At 69.6% G+C, this 15,758-nt stretch carries 13 protein-coding genes and 1 pseudogene; 6 read left to right on the top strand and 8 right to left on the bottom strand.

Annotated elements, in window-relative coordinates:
- Nucleotides 1-15 precede the first annotated feature (15 nt).
- Genes FHX72_RS01525 through FHX72_RS01510 form a run of 4 tightly spaced genes read left to right on the top strand, consistent with a single transcriptional unit; the run spans nt 16 to nt 4,506 of the window.
- The gene (locus FHX72_RS01525) at nt 16-1,074 is read left to right on the top strand and encodes an epimerase (protein ID WP_183622604.1); all 1,059 of its coding nucleotides are present in this window, start codon (nt 16-18) and stop codon (nt 1,072-1,074) included.
- 44 nt (nt 1,075-1,118) lie between these two features.
- The gene (locus FHX72_RS01520; RefSeq protein ID WP_183622602.1) at nt 1,119-2,072 is read left to right on the top strand and encodes a WcbI family polysaccharide biosynthesis putative acetyltransferase; all 954 of its coding nucleotides are present in this window, start codon (nt 1,119-1,121) and stop codon (nt 2,070-2,072) included.
- On the top strand, nt 2,069-3,046 hold the full coding sequence (locus FHX72_RS01515) for a glycosyltransferase family protein (RefSeq protein ID WP_068477441.1): 978 nt from the start codon (nt 2,069-2,071) through the stop codon (nt 3,044-3,046). The genes FHX72_RS01520 and FHX72_RS01515 overlap by 4 nt, the downstream gene beginning before the upstream one ends.
- Entirely contained in the window at nt 3,043-4,506 is a 1,464-nt protein-coding gene (locus FHX72_RS01510) for a glycosyltransferase family 2 protein (RefSeq protein WP_082775092.1), read from the top strand. Before FHX72_RS01515 ends, FHX72_RS01510 begins: the two co-directional genes overlap by 4 nt.
- 13 nt (nt 4,507-4,519) lie before the next feature.
- On the opposite strand, the gene FHX72_RS01505 is transcribed toward FHX72_RS01510, so the two are convergent.
- From FHX72_RS01505 to FHX72_RS01480, 6 genes and pseudogenes are all read right to left on the bottom strand, one after another.
- Entirely contained in the window at nt 4,520-5,320 is an 801-nt protein-coding gene (locus FHX72_RS01505; protein ID WP_183622600.1) for an ABC transporter permease subunit, read from the bottom strand.
- A 391-nt stretch (nt 5,321-5,711) separates the two neighbouring features.
- Nucleotides 5,712-6,344, bottom strand: a pseudogene (locus FHX72_RS19545) (ATP-binding cassette domain-containing protein); the annotation flags it as partial.
- A 202-nt stretch (nt 6,345-6,546) separates the two neighbouring features.
- The gene (locus tag FHX72_RS01495; protein WP_183622598.1) at nt 6,547-6,930 is read right to left on the bottom strand and encodes a DUF2809 domain-containing protein; all 384 of its coding nucleotides are present in this window, start codon (nt 6,928-6,930) and stop codon (nt 6,547-6,549) included.
- Nucleotides 6,931-7,091: 161 nt separating this feature from the next.
- Nucleotides 7,092-8,336 carry a flavin monoamine oxidase family protein gene (locus FHX72_RS01490; RefSeq protein ID WP_183622596.1) on the bottom strand — a complete coding sequence of 415 codons (1,245 nt, stop codon included), beginning with the start codon at nt 8,334-8,336 and terminating at the stop codon, nt 7,092-7,094.
- Nucleotides 8,337-8,507: 171 nt separating this feature from the next.
- A complete protein-coding gene (locus FHX72_RS01485) occupies nt 8,508-9,194 on the bottom strand; it encodes an ABC transporter ATP-binding protein (protein ID WP_068494426.1) in 687 nt (228 codons plus the stop codon).
- On the bottom strand, nt 9,191-10,258 hold the full coding sequence (locus tag FHX72_RS01480; protein WP_183622594.1) for an FtsX-like permease family protein: 1,068 nt from the start codon (nt 10,256-10,258) through the stop codon (nt 9,191-9,193). The genes FHX72_RS01485 and FHX72_RS01480 overlap by 4 nt, the downstream gene beginning before the upstream one ends.
- 166 nt (nt 10,259-10,424) lie before the next feature.
- Here FHX72_RS01480 and FHX72_RS01475 point away from each other — a divergent pair, with 166 nt between their 5' ends.
- On the top strand, nt 10,425-11,615 hold the full coding sequence (locus FHX72_RS01475; RefSeq protein ID WP_183622592.1) for a sensor histidine kinase: 1,191 nt from the start codon (nt 10,425-10,427) through the stop codon (nt 11,613-11,615).
- A gap of 5 nt (nt 11,616-11,620) precedes the next feature.
- Nucleotides 11,621-12,247 carry a response regulator gene (locus FHX72_RS01470; protein ID WP_183623934.1) on the top strand — a complete coding sequence of 209 codons (627 nt, stop codon included), beginning with the start codon at nt 11,621-11,623 and terminating at the stop codon, nt 12,245-12,247.
- A 235-nt stretch (nt 12,248-12,482) separates the two neighbouring features.
- Here the strand turns inward: FHX72_RS01470 and FHX72_RS01465 are convergent, their stop codons facing one another.
- Both FHX72_RS01465 and FHX72_RS01460 read right to left on the bottom strand, forming a co-directional pair.
- Nucleotides 12,483-14,009, bottom strand: a complete 1,527-nt coding sequence (locus tag FHX72_RS01465) for an HNH endonuclease signature motif containing protein (protein WP_183622590.1) — start codon at nt 14,007-14,009, stop codon at nt 12,483-12,485.
- Between the two features lie 232 nt (nt 14,010-14,241).
- Entirely contained in the window at nt 14,242-15,711 is a 1,470-nt protein-coding gene (locus tag FHX72_RS01460) for an amino acid permease (protein ID WP_235812616.1), read from the bottom strand.
- Nucleotides 15,712-15,758: the final 47 nt, after the last annotated feature.

Genomic DNA, 15,758 nt, shown 5'->3' with positions numbered 1-15,758 from the left:
ACTACACTTGGCCTCATGGAACAGCAGAGCCACGCCAGTCAGGACCACGATCTGGAGAAGAATCAGGATCAAGAGCAGAAACAGGACCAGGAGCCGGCACAAGCGCCACGAGTTGTCATCGCAGGCGCGAGCGGGTTCGTGGGTCGCGCCCTGGCCGCCGACTTCGAGCGTGATGGATGGGAGGTCGTGCGCATCGGGAGGCACGAGGCCGTGCGCTGGGGCGATGCCGACGCGATCACGCGCGCCATCGATGAGGCACAGGTGCTCATCAACCTGGCGGGCAAGTCCGTCAACTGCCGCTATACCGACGCCAACCGGAACGAGATCCTGCGCTCGCGCGTCGAGACCACCAGCGAGCTCCGGCGGGCCGTCGCTGCTGCGGCAACCCCTCCCCGGGTCTGGTTCAACGCATCCACCGCCACCATCTACCGCCACGCGACCGACCGCCCGAACACGGAGTCGGGTGGCGAGCTCGGCAAGGGCTTCTCCGTGGACGTCGCCAGGAGCTGGGAGCGCGCGTTCTTCGAGGGCGAGCTGCCGCGCACCCGCCGTGTGGCACTGCGCATGGCGATCGTGCTCGGCGACGGGCCAGCCGCGAGCAAACTCTTCACGCTCGCCCGCCTTGGGCTCGGCGGCCCGAACATCGACGGCTGGGCGCCGAACCACCTCCGCTACCGGGGAATCGGGCCGACGCCGAGCGGCGACGGACGAGCCCCGCAGTACCGCACGCACGGGCGCCAGAAGTTCAGCTGGGTGCACGTCGATGACGTCGTCGGGGCGGTTCGGTTCCTCCTCGAACGCGACGACATCGACGGCGTTGTCAACGTCAGCAGCCCGAACCCGAGCGACAACCGCACGCTCATGGCGGGCATCCGCCGGGTTGTGCGCGCCCCGTTCGGCATCCCGTCCTGGCGGTGGATGCTCGAGCCTGCGATGGCGGTCCTGCGCACCGAGCCGGAGCTCATCCTGAAGAGCCGATGGGTGACGCCCGAGCGGCTCACGGATGCCGGCTACCACTTCGTGCACCCGGAACTCAACCCCACGCTGCGGCTCGTCGCCAGGGAGCTAGACTGAGCCGCCCCCACTCCCATCGGCAGGTTCGGAGACCTCTTCCCTCGATGACGCACGCCACCGCACGCCTCGCGCACTTCGCGGAGTTCTTCGCGTCGAGCGACGCCCCGGACGCCGATGCCAGCACCAACGCCAGCACCAACGCCAGCACCAACGCCAACGAGCAGCCCATAGGTCTCGCCATCGGCAACTGCCAGGCCGAATCGCTGCGCCTCGCGCTCGGTGACGACGTGCGCTTCGTGCCGACGCCACCCGTGCACGAGCTCGAGCCGGGCGACCTGCCGCACCTCGAGTCGTGGCTCGCGCGGGCGAGCTTCCTCGTCACTCAGGCGATCCGCGATGACTACCGGGGGCTGCCCGTGGGCACGAGGCAGCTCAGCGCGCGGCTGCGAGCCGGGGCACGCACGGCGCTCTTCCCCGTCATCCGGTTTGCTGGCCTCTACCCGTTCCAGGCGATCATCCGCCCGCCCTCCGATACCTCGCTCGTGCCGCCGCTTGTCCCGTACCACGACCTCCGCACGCTCGCGGAGGCCGGTGGCGTGGATGCGCTCCCCCGTCAGGCTTCGCCGGCGGCGGTCGCAGCGGTGGCCGCGGAGTCGATCTCCCAGCTTCGGTTCCGGGAGGAGCGCCACGGCACCGTCGCGGTCTCCGATCTCTTCGAGCGCCCCTCCTTTGCGCAGGCGCGCACGATCAACCACCCGGGAAACCCCGTCTGGCTCGAAACGGCGGCGCGGGTCAGGCGCCAGCTCGGGCTTCCCGAGATCGAGCTGCGCCTCGATCGCGAGATCCTGAACTCCATCCACGCACCGCGAGAGCAGTCAGTGGTCGACGCGTGGGGGCTCGACACCGAGGCGACCGACTCCTGGACCGTCGACGGAGCGCACATCGACACGGACCGCGTCCGCTCGGCCCACCTCGACTGGTACGCGGCCCACCCGGACGCCGTCGAAGCCGGACTCGCGCGGCACGGAGCGACCATGGAAGCACTGAGGGCGGCGTGAGCGCCCCACCCCTGCTGCTCCATCGCGACGACGAGACCCACGGCGTCGACCAATACGCGCGCGCCGTCGCGACAGCCGTGGCCAAGCTCGACGCCGCCGTCACCTACCGCAGCGCACACGGACTCGACTCCGGGGAGCTCGCGCACGTGCACTTCACGGACCGCCTCTGGGGCAGCACCCCCGAACACGCGGCGGAGCGTTTCGAGCGTCTCGCCGCACGAGGGCCCGTCAGCGTCACGCTCCACGACGTCCCGCAAGCGTCCGACGGCGAGCGCGGCTTCCCTCGCCGCACCGACTGCTACCGACGAGTGGTCGAAGCTGCGGCCGGCACCGTCTGCAACAGCCTGCACGAGCAGCGTCTGCTGGAGCTCGCCCTCGGTCGCCGCGTCCAGGTGCATGTCGTGCCGTTGCCCGCTCAGCCCCCGCAGCCGCGGCCCGCGGGCTGGCGGCCGAGCAACGAGGTCGCCGTGCTCGGCTTCTACTACCCGGGCAAGGGCCACCTCGAGGTGGTGGAGGCCGTCGCGGCTCTGCCCATCGAGAGCCGGCCGCGCGTCGTGGCGCTGGGGTGTGCCTCGTCAGGCCACGAGCAGGAGCTGCTCAACCTCGGGCGGCACGCGGCGCAGCTCGGTGTCGGCTTCACGAGCACCGGCTTCCTGTCACGCGAGGAGCGTCTCGCGCGCAGTCGCGGCATCGCAGTCCCGATCATCGCCCACCAGCATGTCTCGGCTTCGGGCTCCCTCACCGACTGGCTCTCCGCTGGCCGCAGGCCGCTGACGGTCGATTCCGACTACTTCCGCGAGATGGACACGATCCGCCCAAACACGATGCACCTCGTCCGCACGGGACACCTCGCCGAGGCTCTGCAGGAAGCGCTCGAGCATCCAGAGTCGACGTGGCTCGAAGACACGACGTCGACCTCCCCGAGCCTCGAGGAGATCGCGCGCGCCTACCTCACCTGGTGGGCTGCCCTGTGACCCGCGAGGCAGCCGCGACCCAGGACCCAGCGGCGACCCGCAAGGCAGCCGCGAGTAGCGCCTCGGCTAGCCGACCCCCGTTCGGTCGCTCGGTCCCGGGCAACCGCTGGGACCTCGTGGATGCTCGCGAAGCAGCCGTCGCCGCATCCGCCCGGTCGGTGTCCGTCATCGTCGCCCACTTCGAGCAGCAGGCCGAGCTCGACCGCACCCTCGCCGCCCTCGCACGCCAAACGCATCCGGCGGGCCTGCTGGAGGTCATCGTCGTCGACGACGGCTCGCGCGAACCGCCGACCGTGCCATCCGGTGTGCGGTTGCTGGTGCAAGAGGACCTCGGCTTCCGTGCCGGAGCCGCGCGCAACCTCGGGGCACGAGGCGCGAGCGGCGACGTCCTCTGCTTCCTCGATGCCGACACCTCGCCGGAGCCCGAGTACGTCGCCAGGATGGCGGCACTCCCATCTGTGCTGCCAGAGGCAGTTGTCGCGGGCCACCGCAAGCACGCCGACTTCGCGGGAGTGGATGCAGGGGCTCCGGTCGAGAAGTTGGGACCGGAGCACGAGTTGCCTGAGCCCGCCTGGCTCCTCGACGCCTACAGCGGGTCCCGCAACCTGCTCGACGCGGACGACCGCTCGTACCGGTTCGTGATCGGGGCCGTGTTCTCGTGCACACGTTGGTTCTTCGCCGAGACTGGCGGCTTCGACGAGGACTTCCTCGGCTACGGCGGCGAGGACTGGGAGTGGTCGCACCGCGCGTGGCTGGCTGGCGCCGTTCTCGCCTACGAGTCCTCCGCCGTGGCCTGGCACGATGGGCCGGATTGGGCAGGTCGGAGCGCCGAGGACACGAACCGGCAGGAGCAGAAGAACCGCGAGACGCTCCTGCTCGCCCAGAAGATCGGCGTCGAGGGCTCCCGCCCGCTGGCGCTCCGCACGGCGGCCCCCGACGTCGTCGCGATCCTCCATTCCGCGCCGAGCTCGGGCGCGGCGTTCGTCTGCGTCGACACGTTGTTAGCCCAGCTCCCCCACGCGCGCGTCGTCGTCCCGCCCGACGTGCATCCCGTGTTCGGAGGCGACCCGCGCGTGACCCCCGCGACCGAGCCCGCGCCTCGTGGGCGGGTCCGCGTCGACCTGGACGTGCCCGTGCATCTCGGTCGCCCAGAGCTCGCGGCGGCGCGACCGTCCGAGTCCGAGTTCAAGCCCGTGTCCAAGCCCGAGTCCGAGCCCGCCGCAACGGAGACGACCACCCTGCGGCGAGCGATAGCGCGGGTCGGCATCTCAGACTTGGGTGCCGTGCACCTCGACACTCACGTCTCCGTCACGTCGGAACGCGCTCTGCGCCGCGAGGAACGCTGGGGAGACGCGGCCGGCTGGCGAACGGAGGACGTCGCCGACGCCTCGATCTCCGCCATCCCTGTCGACGTCAGCGTCGCAGCCTACCTGGGCGGTTGGCTCTCGCTCGAAGACTGAGTCGGCCCCTGCATCACCCGCGGAGGTCCCGGCGTTGCAGCGCAACGACGGCGCCAGCGATGAACAGCGCGCTCACGCCCCAGAGCCCGCCAACGCCCACGATGCTTACACCTTCCACGAGCGGAGGCTGGTGGAAGGCCCAGGCGTACGGCGAGAGGAGGTGCAGCCACTCGAGGGCGGCAACCTGACTGGCGACGGCGTTGAGCGCATAGCCGATAACTGCGATGCCTGCGGCGGCCGCGAGCGCCCAAACCCGACGGCCCGTGAGCGCGCCCGCGAACAGCCCGGCCGTGCCGCTCAGCAGCGCCTGCCCGAGAAGAGCAAGGCAGGCGCCGCTCAGCTTCCAGCCGTCGAGCCCAAGCTGGGCGGAGCCGTTGAGCGCGGCGATGACGATGCCGGCGAAGGCCACCAGCCAGGCGAGACGCGCGATGAGCGCGAGCGCCGCCTGTCCGGCGTAGGAGGCGCGGCCGATGGCGTGGGCGAGGTCGAGTTCGAGTCGTCCGCTCTCCTCGGCACCGGCGATCGCACCGGAACCCCAGCTCGCGGCCGCGATGGTGAGCAGCAGGAATCCCATGAGCCCGAAGAACGTCGCCTGCGTGTACCCGGCTCCCGACCCGATCTGGTCGTAGCCAAGCGAGCTGACGAGCTCGGCGGGCAGGCTGTCGATGATGGCCTGCATCTCGCCGTTCCCGCCGATGCTGGGGTACAGGGGCAGGTAAAGGAAGAGGACCGCGGCGAGCCCAGCCGTCCACAGGGCCACCCCACGCCACGATTCTCGCAGCGCGCGAGCGAACACCGGCAGGCCCCTAGACATGGCGGCCTCCACGTCTCGCCTGCCGGTTCGTGCCCTGGGATGCACCCGGCGGATGCTCGCGACGGGAGCCACGCTCCGGCCGAGCTCCGTACAGCTCAGACCCGGACGGCTGAGACCCGTACAGCCGCAGCACCGACTCCTCGAGGTCGGGCTCCTCGACGGCCAGGTCAGCGACGGTGTGGGCCGCGGGGACCTTGCCGAGCCCATCGATCTCGCCCTCGACCGTGGCCGACACGCGGATCGGCCCCGGCGCGGTCGCGTTGTCGAACGTGACGTTGTGGAGGTTCGGGGCCGTGAGAGCTCGGCGCGAAGCGAGCTCTCGTCCGTGCCGAGGAGTCCGGCGTGCACTCGGCGCACCGCGCTGAGCCGCAAGGACGCGACGTCGCCCTCGGCGACGGCGCTGGCTGAGGAAGTCGAGGCCTCCGTGATCGAGGTGGTTGGTGGGCTCGTCGAGGAGCAGGAAGTCGTGGTCGGCCCCAAGCAGGCAGGCGAGGCGCACCCGGTAGCGCTGACCGACGGAGAGTTCGGCGAGGGGCCGTGTCTGGTCGGTCTCGGCGTCGAGGGCCTCGAGAGCGATGAGCACGCGCCGTTCGGCGCCCCAGGCGTCGAGCGCCTCGGCGACCTCGAGGGCCGCCGCGTAGCGCTCCTCGGCACGGGGGTCTTCGCCGCCGAGCGCCGCACCTGCCCGGTCTAGCTCGGCGAGCGCCGCGATCGGCTCGGCTATCGCGGCGGCGATGGCTTCCCCAACGGTTCGATTGTCGTCGGCGCTCATCTCCTGTTCCGCGAAGCCGAGCGTGCCGATGCGCCGAACCGTGTCGCTGTCTGGCACGAGCGTCCCCGCGAGCACGTGCAGGAGCGACGACTTGCCGCGCCCGTTCTCGCCGACGATCGCGACGCGGGAGCTCGACGTGACCACGAGATCGACCGAGGTGAGGACCTTCGTCTCGCCGCGCAACAGCGAGACGTCCGAGATAGTGAGTTGCGCGCGGTGGCGCGCTGGAAGAGAGATGGAGGTGGCGTGCATGGTGATTCGTTCCTTCAAGGAGACGCACCGGATGCCATCGGCAGCGCAAAGAGGCGTGCCACGGCAGGGTGCGCGAAACGGCGACCCGGGAGGGTCAGAGCAACCGGCCACCGCCCGCTCGGAGGATCTCAACACGAGATCGAGCTCAACGAGCGCGGAAGGCCTACTCAGCCGTTAGGAGAAAATCAGAAGGAACACGCCATCACGGTACCAGCGTCGTCCTGGCCCGTCGAGAGCGTGCGGCCCGTCGCGACCGAATGCGCGTGGCGGCGAGGTCAACAGCACACGCCAGCAGGCCCGCGAGCGCGTACACGAGCAGGTCGCGCGGGTCGAAGCCCGCCCCGAGGACGAGGCTCGCCGGAGCGAATGCCTCGGCCGCGCGAGCTGGAACGTCGGTGAGCTGGAGAAACTCGACCGCAAACGACCAGCAGATCGCGAGGCTGGCGAGCAGCCAGGGGCGGGCGCGTGGCGCGAGCATCATGACGCCGTGGTACATCGCGACCGTGTACAGCGCGTCGCCCGCGACATCGGACACCGGACCGGAGGGCAGCAGGAAGTGCGTCGCCAAGCCGAGCGCAACCGTCACGATGAGGAGAGTCGCCGCGGTGATCCGACGGCGGAGTGTGCTCGTCCCGCCTGCTCCTCGGGCCCCGTCAAGTCCGCCCGCTTCGCCTGATCCCCGTGCTCCTGCTGCTCGCCCTGCTCCCCCGGTGGGGCCGGCCCCGTCGCTGGGACCGGGCCGAGCGCTCACACGGCACCGCCCTGCGCATCAGTCAGCCCGGAAAGCGCCCCGACTGCCCGGAGCCCAGAGACGACAGCCCCGTTGAGTGTCTGCTCGAGTCCGGTGTGCTCCCCCGCGAACGCGACTCGGCCGGCCGCCACGGCGAACGCGTCAAGGTCGGCCGGGGTCCAGCCGAGGGACGCGGCCGAGTAGGAGCCGCGCGTCCACTCGTCTGCGCTCCAGTCGGTGAGCAGCACCTCGCCGTCGATCACCAGCTCAGGGCGCATCGCGCGCAGCTGCGCGACCCAGCCCGCTGGGCCCTCGGCCGTGCGCAGGGCGTCGAGGGTTGTACGGCTCCCGGCGAAGCAAGAGAGGCCCGGGATGCGGTGCTCTCCGTCAGCGGAGAGGGAGCGCCACGACCACCAGGTCAGGTCAGGGCTCTGCAGGGCGATGTCGTCGTCGACCGCACTGAGCGGAACCCCGAGCTTCGCGGCCGTGCCCATGATGCGGTGGTCGAGGGCGGTGCGCTGCGCCTCGGGGAGGTCGAAGCCGAGCCGCAGTTCGCGCAGGATGGGCAGCGGTACCGCGACGACCGCGGCATCGCCGTGCAGCCGAGAGCCATCGGCCAGCGTCGCCTCGACCCCAGCCTCCGACTGGTCGAGCGCCGTCACGGGATTCTCGAGCCGCACGGCGGCCCCGAGTCGTCTGGCGAGCTCGATCGACAGCGACTGGTTGCCCCCGACAAAACGCCCGCCGTCGTCGATAAAGGGCTGCCCAGCGTCAGGGTCATAGAGGAACGCGGAGGCGGCGCTCACGAGGTTCGGGTCGCTCGCGAGCGACGTAACCATGCGCCGATACACCGGGTTGCGCTGGTACCCGGGTCCAAGCGCCTCCCGGTGCACCTCCTCGACGGAGACCCGCGTGAGCCCGTCGCCGAGCATGCGCCGAAGCGTCTCGGTGATGCGCGACGTCGTGGCCTCAAGCTCGGCAAACGAGACGTGACTGCCGTCGACGGTGCGCCTGGCGTACCGCACGTTGTGGCTCAGGATGGGCACCCCGACCTCGGCCGAGAGGCGGCGAATCGCGAACTCGGTCGGGAAGACGTACTCGCCGCCACGTTCGGTGAGCTGGCCGTTGCCGAGCCGCTGCGACCAGGTGCGACCCCCGACTCGGTCGCGAGCCTCGAGCACGGTGACGCTGTGGCCGAGCTTCCGCAGCTCCCAGGCCGAGGTGAGGCCCGCGAGCCCAGCTCCGATGACGATGATGCGCATGGGTTCTCGCCGCCTTCCGTCGTGGCGACCGTGCGTCGGCCGCTCCCCGATTCTCGCGCAGGCCAAGCGCATCATGTGCGCATCCCGCGCGCAGCCCGCGCGCATCCGAGTTGATTTGCTCCCGCCCAGGTCGCCTCAGCGCTGGAGCCAGCACTGGAGTCAGCGCCCGAGTCAGGGCTGGAGTTGGGCCAGCCGCCCGTCGACCAAGTTCACGGAGCTGTGTAGGCGCGGGAGGTGCGTGAGGTCGTGCGTGACCAAGAGCGTCGCCGTCTTGAGCTCTTCCGTGAGGCGAATCACGAGGTCGATGATGGCGGCGCCGCGTTCCTGGTCGAGGGCGCTTGTCGGCTCGTCTACCAGGAGGGCGCTCGGGTTGTTCATGAGTGCCCTCGCGATGTTGACCCGCTGCCGTTGGCCTCCTGAGAGCTGGTGCGGCCGCTTGGCGCGGTGATCGGCGAGGCCGACGGCAGCGAGCAGCTCGTCGGCGTGCGCGGATGCGGCTTGTCGGCGCCCACGACTCCCGGGCTCGCCGAGTTCGTTCATCACGAGGAGCTGCTCGCGGGCGGTGAGCGAGGGAAGGAGGTTCGCCTGCTGGAAGACGATGCCGATGCTTGATCGGCGGAGGGTTGCCGACTCCGAACGGGTCAACGTGCTCGCATCGACATCGCCGATGAGCACGCGGCCCGAATCTGGTCGGATGAGGGTGGCGGCGACGGCGAGCAGGCTCGACTTCCCGGAGCCGCTCGGGCCTGTGATGCCGGTGACGGTGCCTGGCTGTGCCTCGAGGCTGACGCGGTCGAGCGCCGTCAGGCGGCCGTCCCCGTCCGGGAAGGTGAGCGTGACGTTGTCTAGTGCGATCATCGGTTGCCTCCGAGGGCGGTAAGGGGGTCAGCGGTGGTGACGGATCGCAGCGCGAAGGCTGCGCCGGCGAGGCCAAGGGCGATCATGATCGCGCCAGGCAGGAGGGTCGTGAGCGGGCTGAGGAGGAACGGAAGTACCTGTCCCGCGAGGGTCCCGAGGATCGCGACGAGCGCCACCCCGGTGCCGATCCCGGCGAGGAGCACGAGCAGGGCTTGGCCGAGCGCGTCGCGAGCCAGCGATGCTGTGCTGGCGCCGAGGGCCTTGAGCACCGCGATGTCGCCTTGCCGTTGCATCGTCCACACCGTGAAGAAGGCGCCGATCACAAGACCCGAGATGCCGAAGAGCATCGCGACCATGAGCAGCAGCGAGCCAACTTCAGAGCGGAACGCCGACAGCGCGGTGAGCGAGCTGATGAGGGTCTCCGAGACGACCCCGGTCTCCGCATCCACGGCCGCCCAATCCGGGTCGCCGGAAACGGCGAGCACGGTCGCAAATGCATCGGGTGCCCCGGTCGCTTCGGCGAGGGCCCGCCAGTCCTCGAGTGCCACCTCGACGACGGGTGTGTGGCTGTACCAAGATTCGGGACCGACGGCTTCGACTCGGAAGCTCGAACCCCCGATCGTGACCTCGTCCCCGACTGCGGCGGTGAGCTCTTGGGACGCCGACTCGGAGAGCACGATAGCGCCGGGGGTCGAGGGTGACGAGGCGGTGAACCCTGCGGCCACGCCGAAGACGGCAACCGCTGCGCCAGACGTGGCACTCTCGGCGCGCAGTTGGCTGATGCCGATCGGGGCGACGCTGCTCACGCCTGGCATCGCGGCGAGCGCATCCGCTTGGTCACTCGTGGGCGACGAGGTCGAAAAGCTTGGGGCGTCGTCGCCGGCCGGCACCGTGAAGGCGAGGCGGTCGGCCGGGAGGGCGAGGACGCCCGAGATGTTCTGGGTGGCGAGGCCCCCGGTCAGCCCGCTGAGAAAGCCGACAAGCACGGTGATGAGTGCGACGACGGAGCCGATGAGCAGAAATCGACCCTTCGCGAAGCGCAGGTCGCGGAGCGCGACGAACATGGTTGGTCCTTTCCCGCCGTCGGTTCCGGCGGCTCAGACAACCCTCCCGCTGAGCCCCGTTGCCGGGCATCGGCCGTCCGCACACTCCTCCCGCGCTGCAGGGTGGAGGCGCCGCTCCAACTTTCGAAGGATGCCTCTCCTCCTGCCCGTGTCTAGGCTGAGCGCCATGTCCCCAACTGCGCTCACTCCCGTCTTCGTGGGTCTGCGCACGGGTCTCCACGCGCTGCTCTTCGGCCTGCTCGCGCTCGTTGTCGCCCGCGCTTTGGTCGCACCAGGCCAGGGCACGCTGGTCATCGTCGGCGCGGCGGCGCTGTTCGGCGTGACGTACGGCCTCGGAGTCTTCGCGAGCTCGCGCACAAGGTCGGTGCCGGGCCCTGACTCCGGCCGTCTCCTCTGGCTGACCGCACTGACTGTCGAGTGGATGCTCCTCCTCTGGCTCTCACGCGAGGCCGCGTACCTCGTCTTCCCGCTCTTCTTCGTCTACCTGCACCTGCTTGGCCGAGCGGCCGGGATGCTGGCAGTCGCCGCGACGACTGCCATCGCCGTCATCGGCCTGGGCTTGCACGAGGGCTGGTCGGTGGCTGGCGTCATCGGCCCGTGCATCGGGGCTGGCGTCGCCGTGCTCATCGGCCTGGGGTACAAGGCACTCGCGAAGGAGGCCAGGGAGCGCGAGCAGCTCATGCGCGAGCTGCTCGAGACGCAGGACCACTTGGTGGCGACCGAGCGCGAGGCGGGGACGCTCGCGGAGCGCGCGCGGCTGGCCAGGGAAATCCACGACACGGTCGCGCAGGGCCTAGCCAGCATCCAGATGCTCCTGCATGCGGCGGAGCGGGCCGAACCGGAAGGGCCGGGAGTCGCGCACGTGCGCCTGGCGAGGGAGACGGCCGCCGACAACCTCGCGGAGACGCGGCGGTTCATCCGTGAGCTGTCGCCGCCCGACCTCGACGGCATGGACCTAGAGCACGCGCTGCGGCGGCTCGCCGAGGCGACCACGGCGGCCCACGGGGTGCGCGTCGACGTTTCGGCCAGCTCTGCCGCGCTGCCGATGGCCGTGCAGACCGCACTACTCCGCATCGCCCAGGGCGCGCTCGCGAACGTGGCGCAGCACGCGGCCGCAACGCGCGCCACCATCGCCCTTGACAAGACCAAAGCCGGGCTGACCTTCACGATCTCCGACGACGGGCGGGGGTTCGATTCGGCCGTAGACGCGCACCCGACCCGACCGCGCAGCGACTCGTTCGGGCTTGTGGCCGTGCGCGAGCGCGTGCAGCAGCTGGGTGGGACCTTGGACGTCGCCTCCGCGCCAGGGCGGGGCACGATCCTGACGGTCACGCTCCCAAAGGAGGCCATCGAATGACCAGCATGATCAGAGTTGTCATCGCCGACGATCATCCCGTCGTTCGGGCGGGGCTCCGCGCACTCCTCGGCGTCGAGGCCGACATCGACGTTGTGGGCGAGGCGTCGAGCGCCGACGAGGCCGTGCGGGCAGCGGCGGATGAGCGCCCCGACCTCGTACTCATGGACCTGCAGTTCGGTGCGCGCGAGAACGAGAGCGGGGCGTCTGCGACCAAGCGCATCCGCGCCCTGCCTGATCCACCGCACGTGCTTGTCGTGACGAACTACGACTCAGACGGTGACATCCTCGGCGCCGTCGAAGCCGGTGCCAGCGGGTATCTGTTGAAAGACGCGCCGCCCCATGAGCTGCTCGCGGCAGTGCGGGCCGCCGCCAGCGGAGCTAGCGCGCTTGCGCCTCCCATCGCCTCACGCCTCATGGACCGACTCCGCGCACCGCAGCAGAGCCTCTCGCCTCGCGAGATCGAAGTGCTCCGGCTTGTCGCCGACGGGCGTTCCAACACGGAGGTCGCAAACGAGCTGTTCGTGACCGAGACGACCGTGAAGTCGCACCTCGCGCACGTGTTCACGAAGCTGGGCGTGACGTCGCGCACGGCGGCGGTCTCCGAGGCGAGGGCGCGCGGCGTCCTCCGCTAGCCGCCGCGGCGTTGCCCGCGAGCCCTCAAGCCCGAGTACTTCGGAGGTCGCGTGCCCGATTACCCGAATGCTCAAATGCTCAAATGCTCAAATGCTCAGATGCTCAGATGCTCAAGGTCTCGTGATCCGAGCCACGCTCGACACCACCGGCCACTCAGATGGCGACTGCACGAAGTCGCGCAGGCAGCGGGCGTTCCTGTGCCTGAGTCGGATCTAGATCGGATCTAGATCGGAACTAGAACGGTGGCGTTGTGACTTCGTTTGGCTGCGCCGGCGGGGTGCCGCTGACTGGGCGCCGACGTTCGTCTCGACTCGACGGTACGGTACCGCCGGGTCGGGGCAGTTCGGCGCTGGGCCTGAAGATCACGCCGTAGGGTTCGGGTCGGTCGATGTAGATCTTCCCGCTCGGAGTCGTCCACTCGAGAATCCCGCCGCCTAACTGTCTGACTTGCCAGGCGGTGTGGTGTTTCACGATGTGGTGGGCGAGGCAAAAATCGCTCAGGTTCCAGACGGCAGTCTTCCCGCCGTATTGGTGGTCGATCGTGTGGTCAAGTTCGCATCTCGCGGCCGGTTGCCGGCAGCCGATGAAGCGGCAGTGCACGTCGCGGGCTTGCAGAAACGCGCGCATCGCGGGGGTGGGTTTGTAGGAGTCGACCGCCTGCACGGCGCCCGTGACGGGGTGCAGGAGCACGCGAATGAAGGCTGGCGCGGTGGCGGCGAGGCGCTTCGCGTCCTCGAGGGGCATGGGCGACATGCCATCGAGGAGCGCCGGAGCAAAGCCCGACTGGTTCAGGCCGCCGGTGTTGGGGGCGGCGAGCATGCTCGTCGCCGGGATGCTGACGTGAGCGGTCGCTTGGATGCCGCGGGCGGCGGTGGCGGAGGGGTTCATCGGGTCGCTCGTGAGGAGCATGTCCGCGATGACATCCGACACGACCTGATCGAGGGTGCGCTCGTCGGGCGCGAGGGCCGTGCTGTCTCCACCGCTCGCCGGGTTCGCGCTCGTGCCGGCTGCAGGATTCTCGCCGACTGCTGCCTCATCGATGTGCGCGCCGGGCTTGGGCCGTGCCTTGATGATCGCTTTCCCCTGCTTCCGCGCCCGGTCTAGGACGGCGTTCGCAACAAACGAGCTCATCAGCACACGCAGGACACTCATCCCGTCGCCGAGATCCTCGACGCTCGCGCGGCGGCGCTTCTTCACCCGCTCGTAGCGCTGATCGATAGACTCCCCGGTGAGCTCCTCCGCGACCCGCTCAGCCGCCTTCTGCAACGCCCTCGGCGGCAACGGTTCCACCCGCACTCGCTCGAGCATCACCTGCAAGAACTCGGCACGACGCAGCGCCTGCTCCGCGGGATCCTCGTGGTTCACCTTCAGTCCGACGCTCGCGAGCGTGTTCGCCTGCGCGGGCGTCGCCAGGTTCTCCTCGAGGGCGAGCGTGAGCGCCGGAAACTCCCGCAACGTCACGGACGCCGACGCGAGGTGCCCCTGCGCGGTCCCAGCGGCGAGCTTCACGAGCAGCCCCACCTCGTTCGCGATCGACCGCACATGCATCGCCGACTCCGCGCATCCCTCCGCGACATCGAGCGCGTGCCCGAACTCGTACGCCGCCGCATGCGCCTGCAACTGCAACGCAGTACCGGCCGCGAGCATCGCCGCAGCCGCCTCCTCCAACGCAAGAATCTCCGACCGCCGCGCCGCGACCGACGCCGGATCCGAAGGATCAAACCCAGAGTCCGGGAGGTCGGAGCTACGGTGCTTCTGCATGCCCCAGAGTTTACCGGACCGGTCCGACATTTGGGAGGTTCGTGGATAACTTTTCAGCCCGAGAACCCTTGCCCACAGGGCCCTCCGGGACTTATCCCCAGATTTGACGGGAACTAACGTCTTATTGTTTTAGTATTTAGATTCGAATGAAGAGATTTCGATTGCAAGAACTCGGGTTCACATAGCTTTTCCCTGTGGACCCCAGACCCCAAGAACCCGACCGCACGAATCTCTAGTTCGTCTCTCCGCGCAGCAGCTGCACGGGGTCGACGCCCTGGCGCCGCAGGTGCCTGTTGGTGAGCGCGCACGCGATCGCGATGACCGCAGTCATGCCGAGCGTCGCAAGCAGCTGCTCCCTGGAACCCTCGTTGAGCATGGTCAGCACGATGATGACCGCGAGGATCACGCCGGCCAGGATGCTCAACCAGGGGAAGCCTGGCATACGGGCCGCGAGGGTCTCGCCGCGCGCATCCGCTCGCCTTCTGAGGACGAGCTGCGACGCCGTGACCATTGCCCAGAGGACGATGAGCGTCGAGCCGACGACGTTGAGCAGCGTCGGGAGGACAGCGTCCGGCGCGAGGAAGTTGAAGATGACAGTGAGGAAGCCGACCCCGACGGAGACGAGCACGGCGACGGTCGGCGTGCCGTTGCGGGCGAGGCGCTGCATGCCGCGGGGCGCGAAGCGGCGCTCAGACAGCGAGTAGACCATGCGCGAGGCACCGTAGAGGTTGGCGTTGAGCGCCGAGAGCAGAGCGATGACGATGATGACCGACATGATGAAGTCGACGCCCGGGATGCTCGTGAGGGCGAGCACAGCCGCGAACGGGCCCGCGACGACTGCCGGGTCCATCCACGGCAGCGCGGCGACGATCACGAAGACCGAGCCGATGTAGAAGAGCAGGATGCGCCACAGCACGCTGCGCACGGCGCGGCGGATGCTCGTGGCTGGGTCGCGCGTCTCGGCGGCGGCGATCGCGGTGAGCTCGGTGCCGCCGAAGCTGAACATGACGATGAGCAGGGCTGCGGAGATGCCGAGGATGCCCGTCGGGGCGAAGCCGTCGTGCGCGACCAGGTTGGAGAGCCCGGGCGACGGGACGTTTGGGATGAGCCCGAGCAGGAGGGCAGCGCCGAGCACCAAGAACCCGATGATGGCGGCGACCTTCAGCACGGCGAACCAGAACTCGAAGGAACCGTAGCGTCGCACCCCGAGGAGGTTGATGAGCGTAAAGGTCACCATGAAGGCGAGCGCCCACACGCCCTGCGGGATGCCTGGCGTCCAGGCCGCGACGATGGCGGCGGCTCCCGTCGCCTCGGCGGCGATGACGATGACGAGCTGCATCCAGTAGAACCAGCCGAGCGTCGCGCCTGCCGTCGCGCCGAACGCCTTCGCCGCGTACACGGAGAACGCGCCGCTCTGCGGGTCGGCGGCCGCCATCTCGGCGAGCATGAAGAGCACGAGGATGACAAGCAGGCCCGCGACGGCGTACGACACGATGACGGCGGGCCCGGCGACGGCGATCGCCTGGCCGGAGCCAACGAACAGGCCGGCGCCGATTGCGCCGCCGAGTCCCATCATGGCGAGCTGGCGTGGCGAGAGCGAGCGCTGCAGGTGGTGCGCCTCGCTCGCCTGCCTGGCGACGGCTTGCGGGTCTCGCGCTGCCTCGTGCTGGCTGGAGTTTTCGGATGCACTGGCTGAAGTCACAAGCCGGAAGTCTCTCACGATTGCAGAGCTCGGCTTGTCGCCTGTGG

Source organism: Pseudoclavibacter helvolus (genome assembly GCF_014191305.1).
Classification (GTDB): Bacteria; Actinomycetota; Actinomycetes; order Actinomycetales; family Microbacteriaceae; genus Pseudoclavibacter; species Pseudoclavibacter helvolus.
The sequence above is the reverse complement of the archived record's forward strand: the minus strand, read 5'-3'. Positions and strand labels throughout refer to the sequence as shown.

Coding starts and splice junctions, on each gene's coding strand:
- FHX72_RS01490 (WP_183622596.1), bottom strand. CDS start 8,336: ATGCGCATCATCGTCATCGGAGCTGGGCTCGCGGGCCTCACCTCGGCC.
- FHX72_RS01480 (WP_183622594.1), bottom strand. CDS start 10,258: ATGTTCGTCGCGCTCCGCGACCTGCGCTTCGCGAAGGGTCGATTTCTG.
- FHX72_RS01485 (WP_068494426.1), bottom strand. CDS start 9,194: ATGATCGCACTAGACAACGTCACGCTCACCTTCCCGGACGGGGACGGC.
- FHX72_RS01505 (WP_183622600.1), bottom strand. CDS start 5,320: ATGTCTAGGGGCCTGCCGGTGTTCGCTCGCGCGCTGCGAGAATCGTGG.
- FHX72_RS01475 (WP_183622592.1), top strand. CDS start 10,425: ATGTCCCCAACTGCGCTCACTCCCGTCTTCGTGGGTCTGCGCACGGGT.
- FHX72_RS01465 (WP_183622590.1), bottom strand. CDS start 14,009: ATGCAGAAGCACCGTAGCTCCGACCTCCCGGACTCTGGGTTTGATCCT.
- FHX72_RS01470 (WP_183623934.1), top strand. CDS start 11,621: ATGATCAGAGTTGTCATCGCCGACGATCATCCCGTCGTTCGGGCGGGG.
- FHX72_RS01525 (WP_183622604.1), top strand. CDS start 16: ATGGAACAGCAGAGCCACGCCAGTCAGGACCACGATCTGGAGAAGAAT.
- FHX72_RS01520 (WP_183622602.1), top strand. CDS start 1,119: ATGACGCACGCCACCGCACGCCTCGCGCACTTCGCGGAGTTCTTCGCG.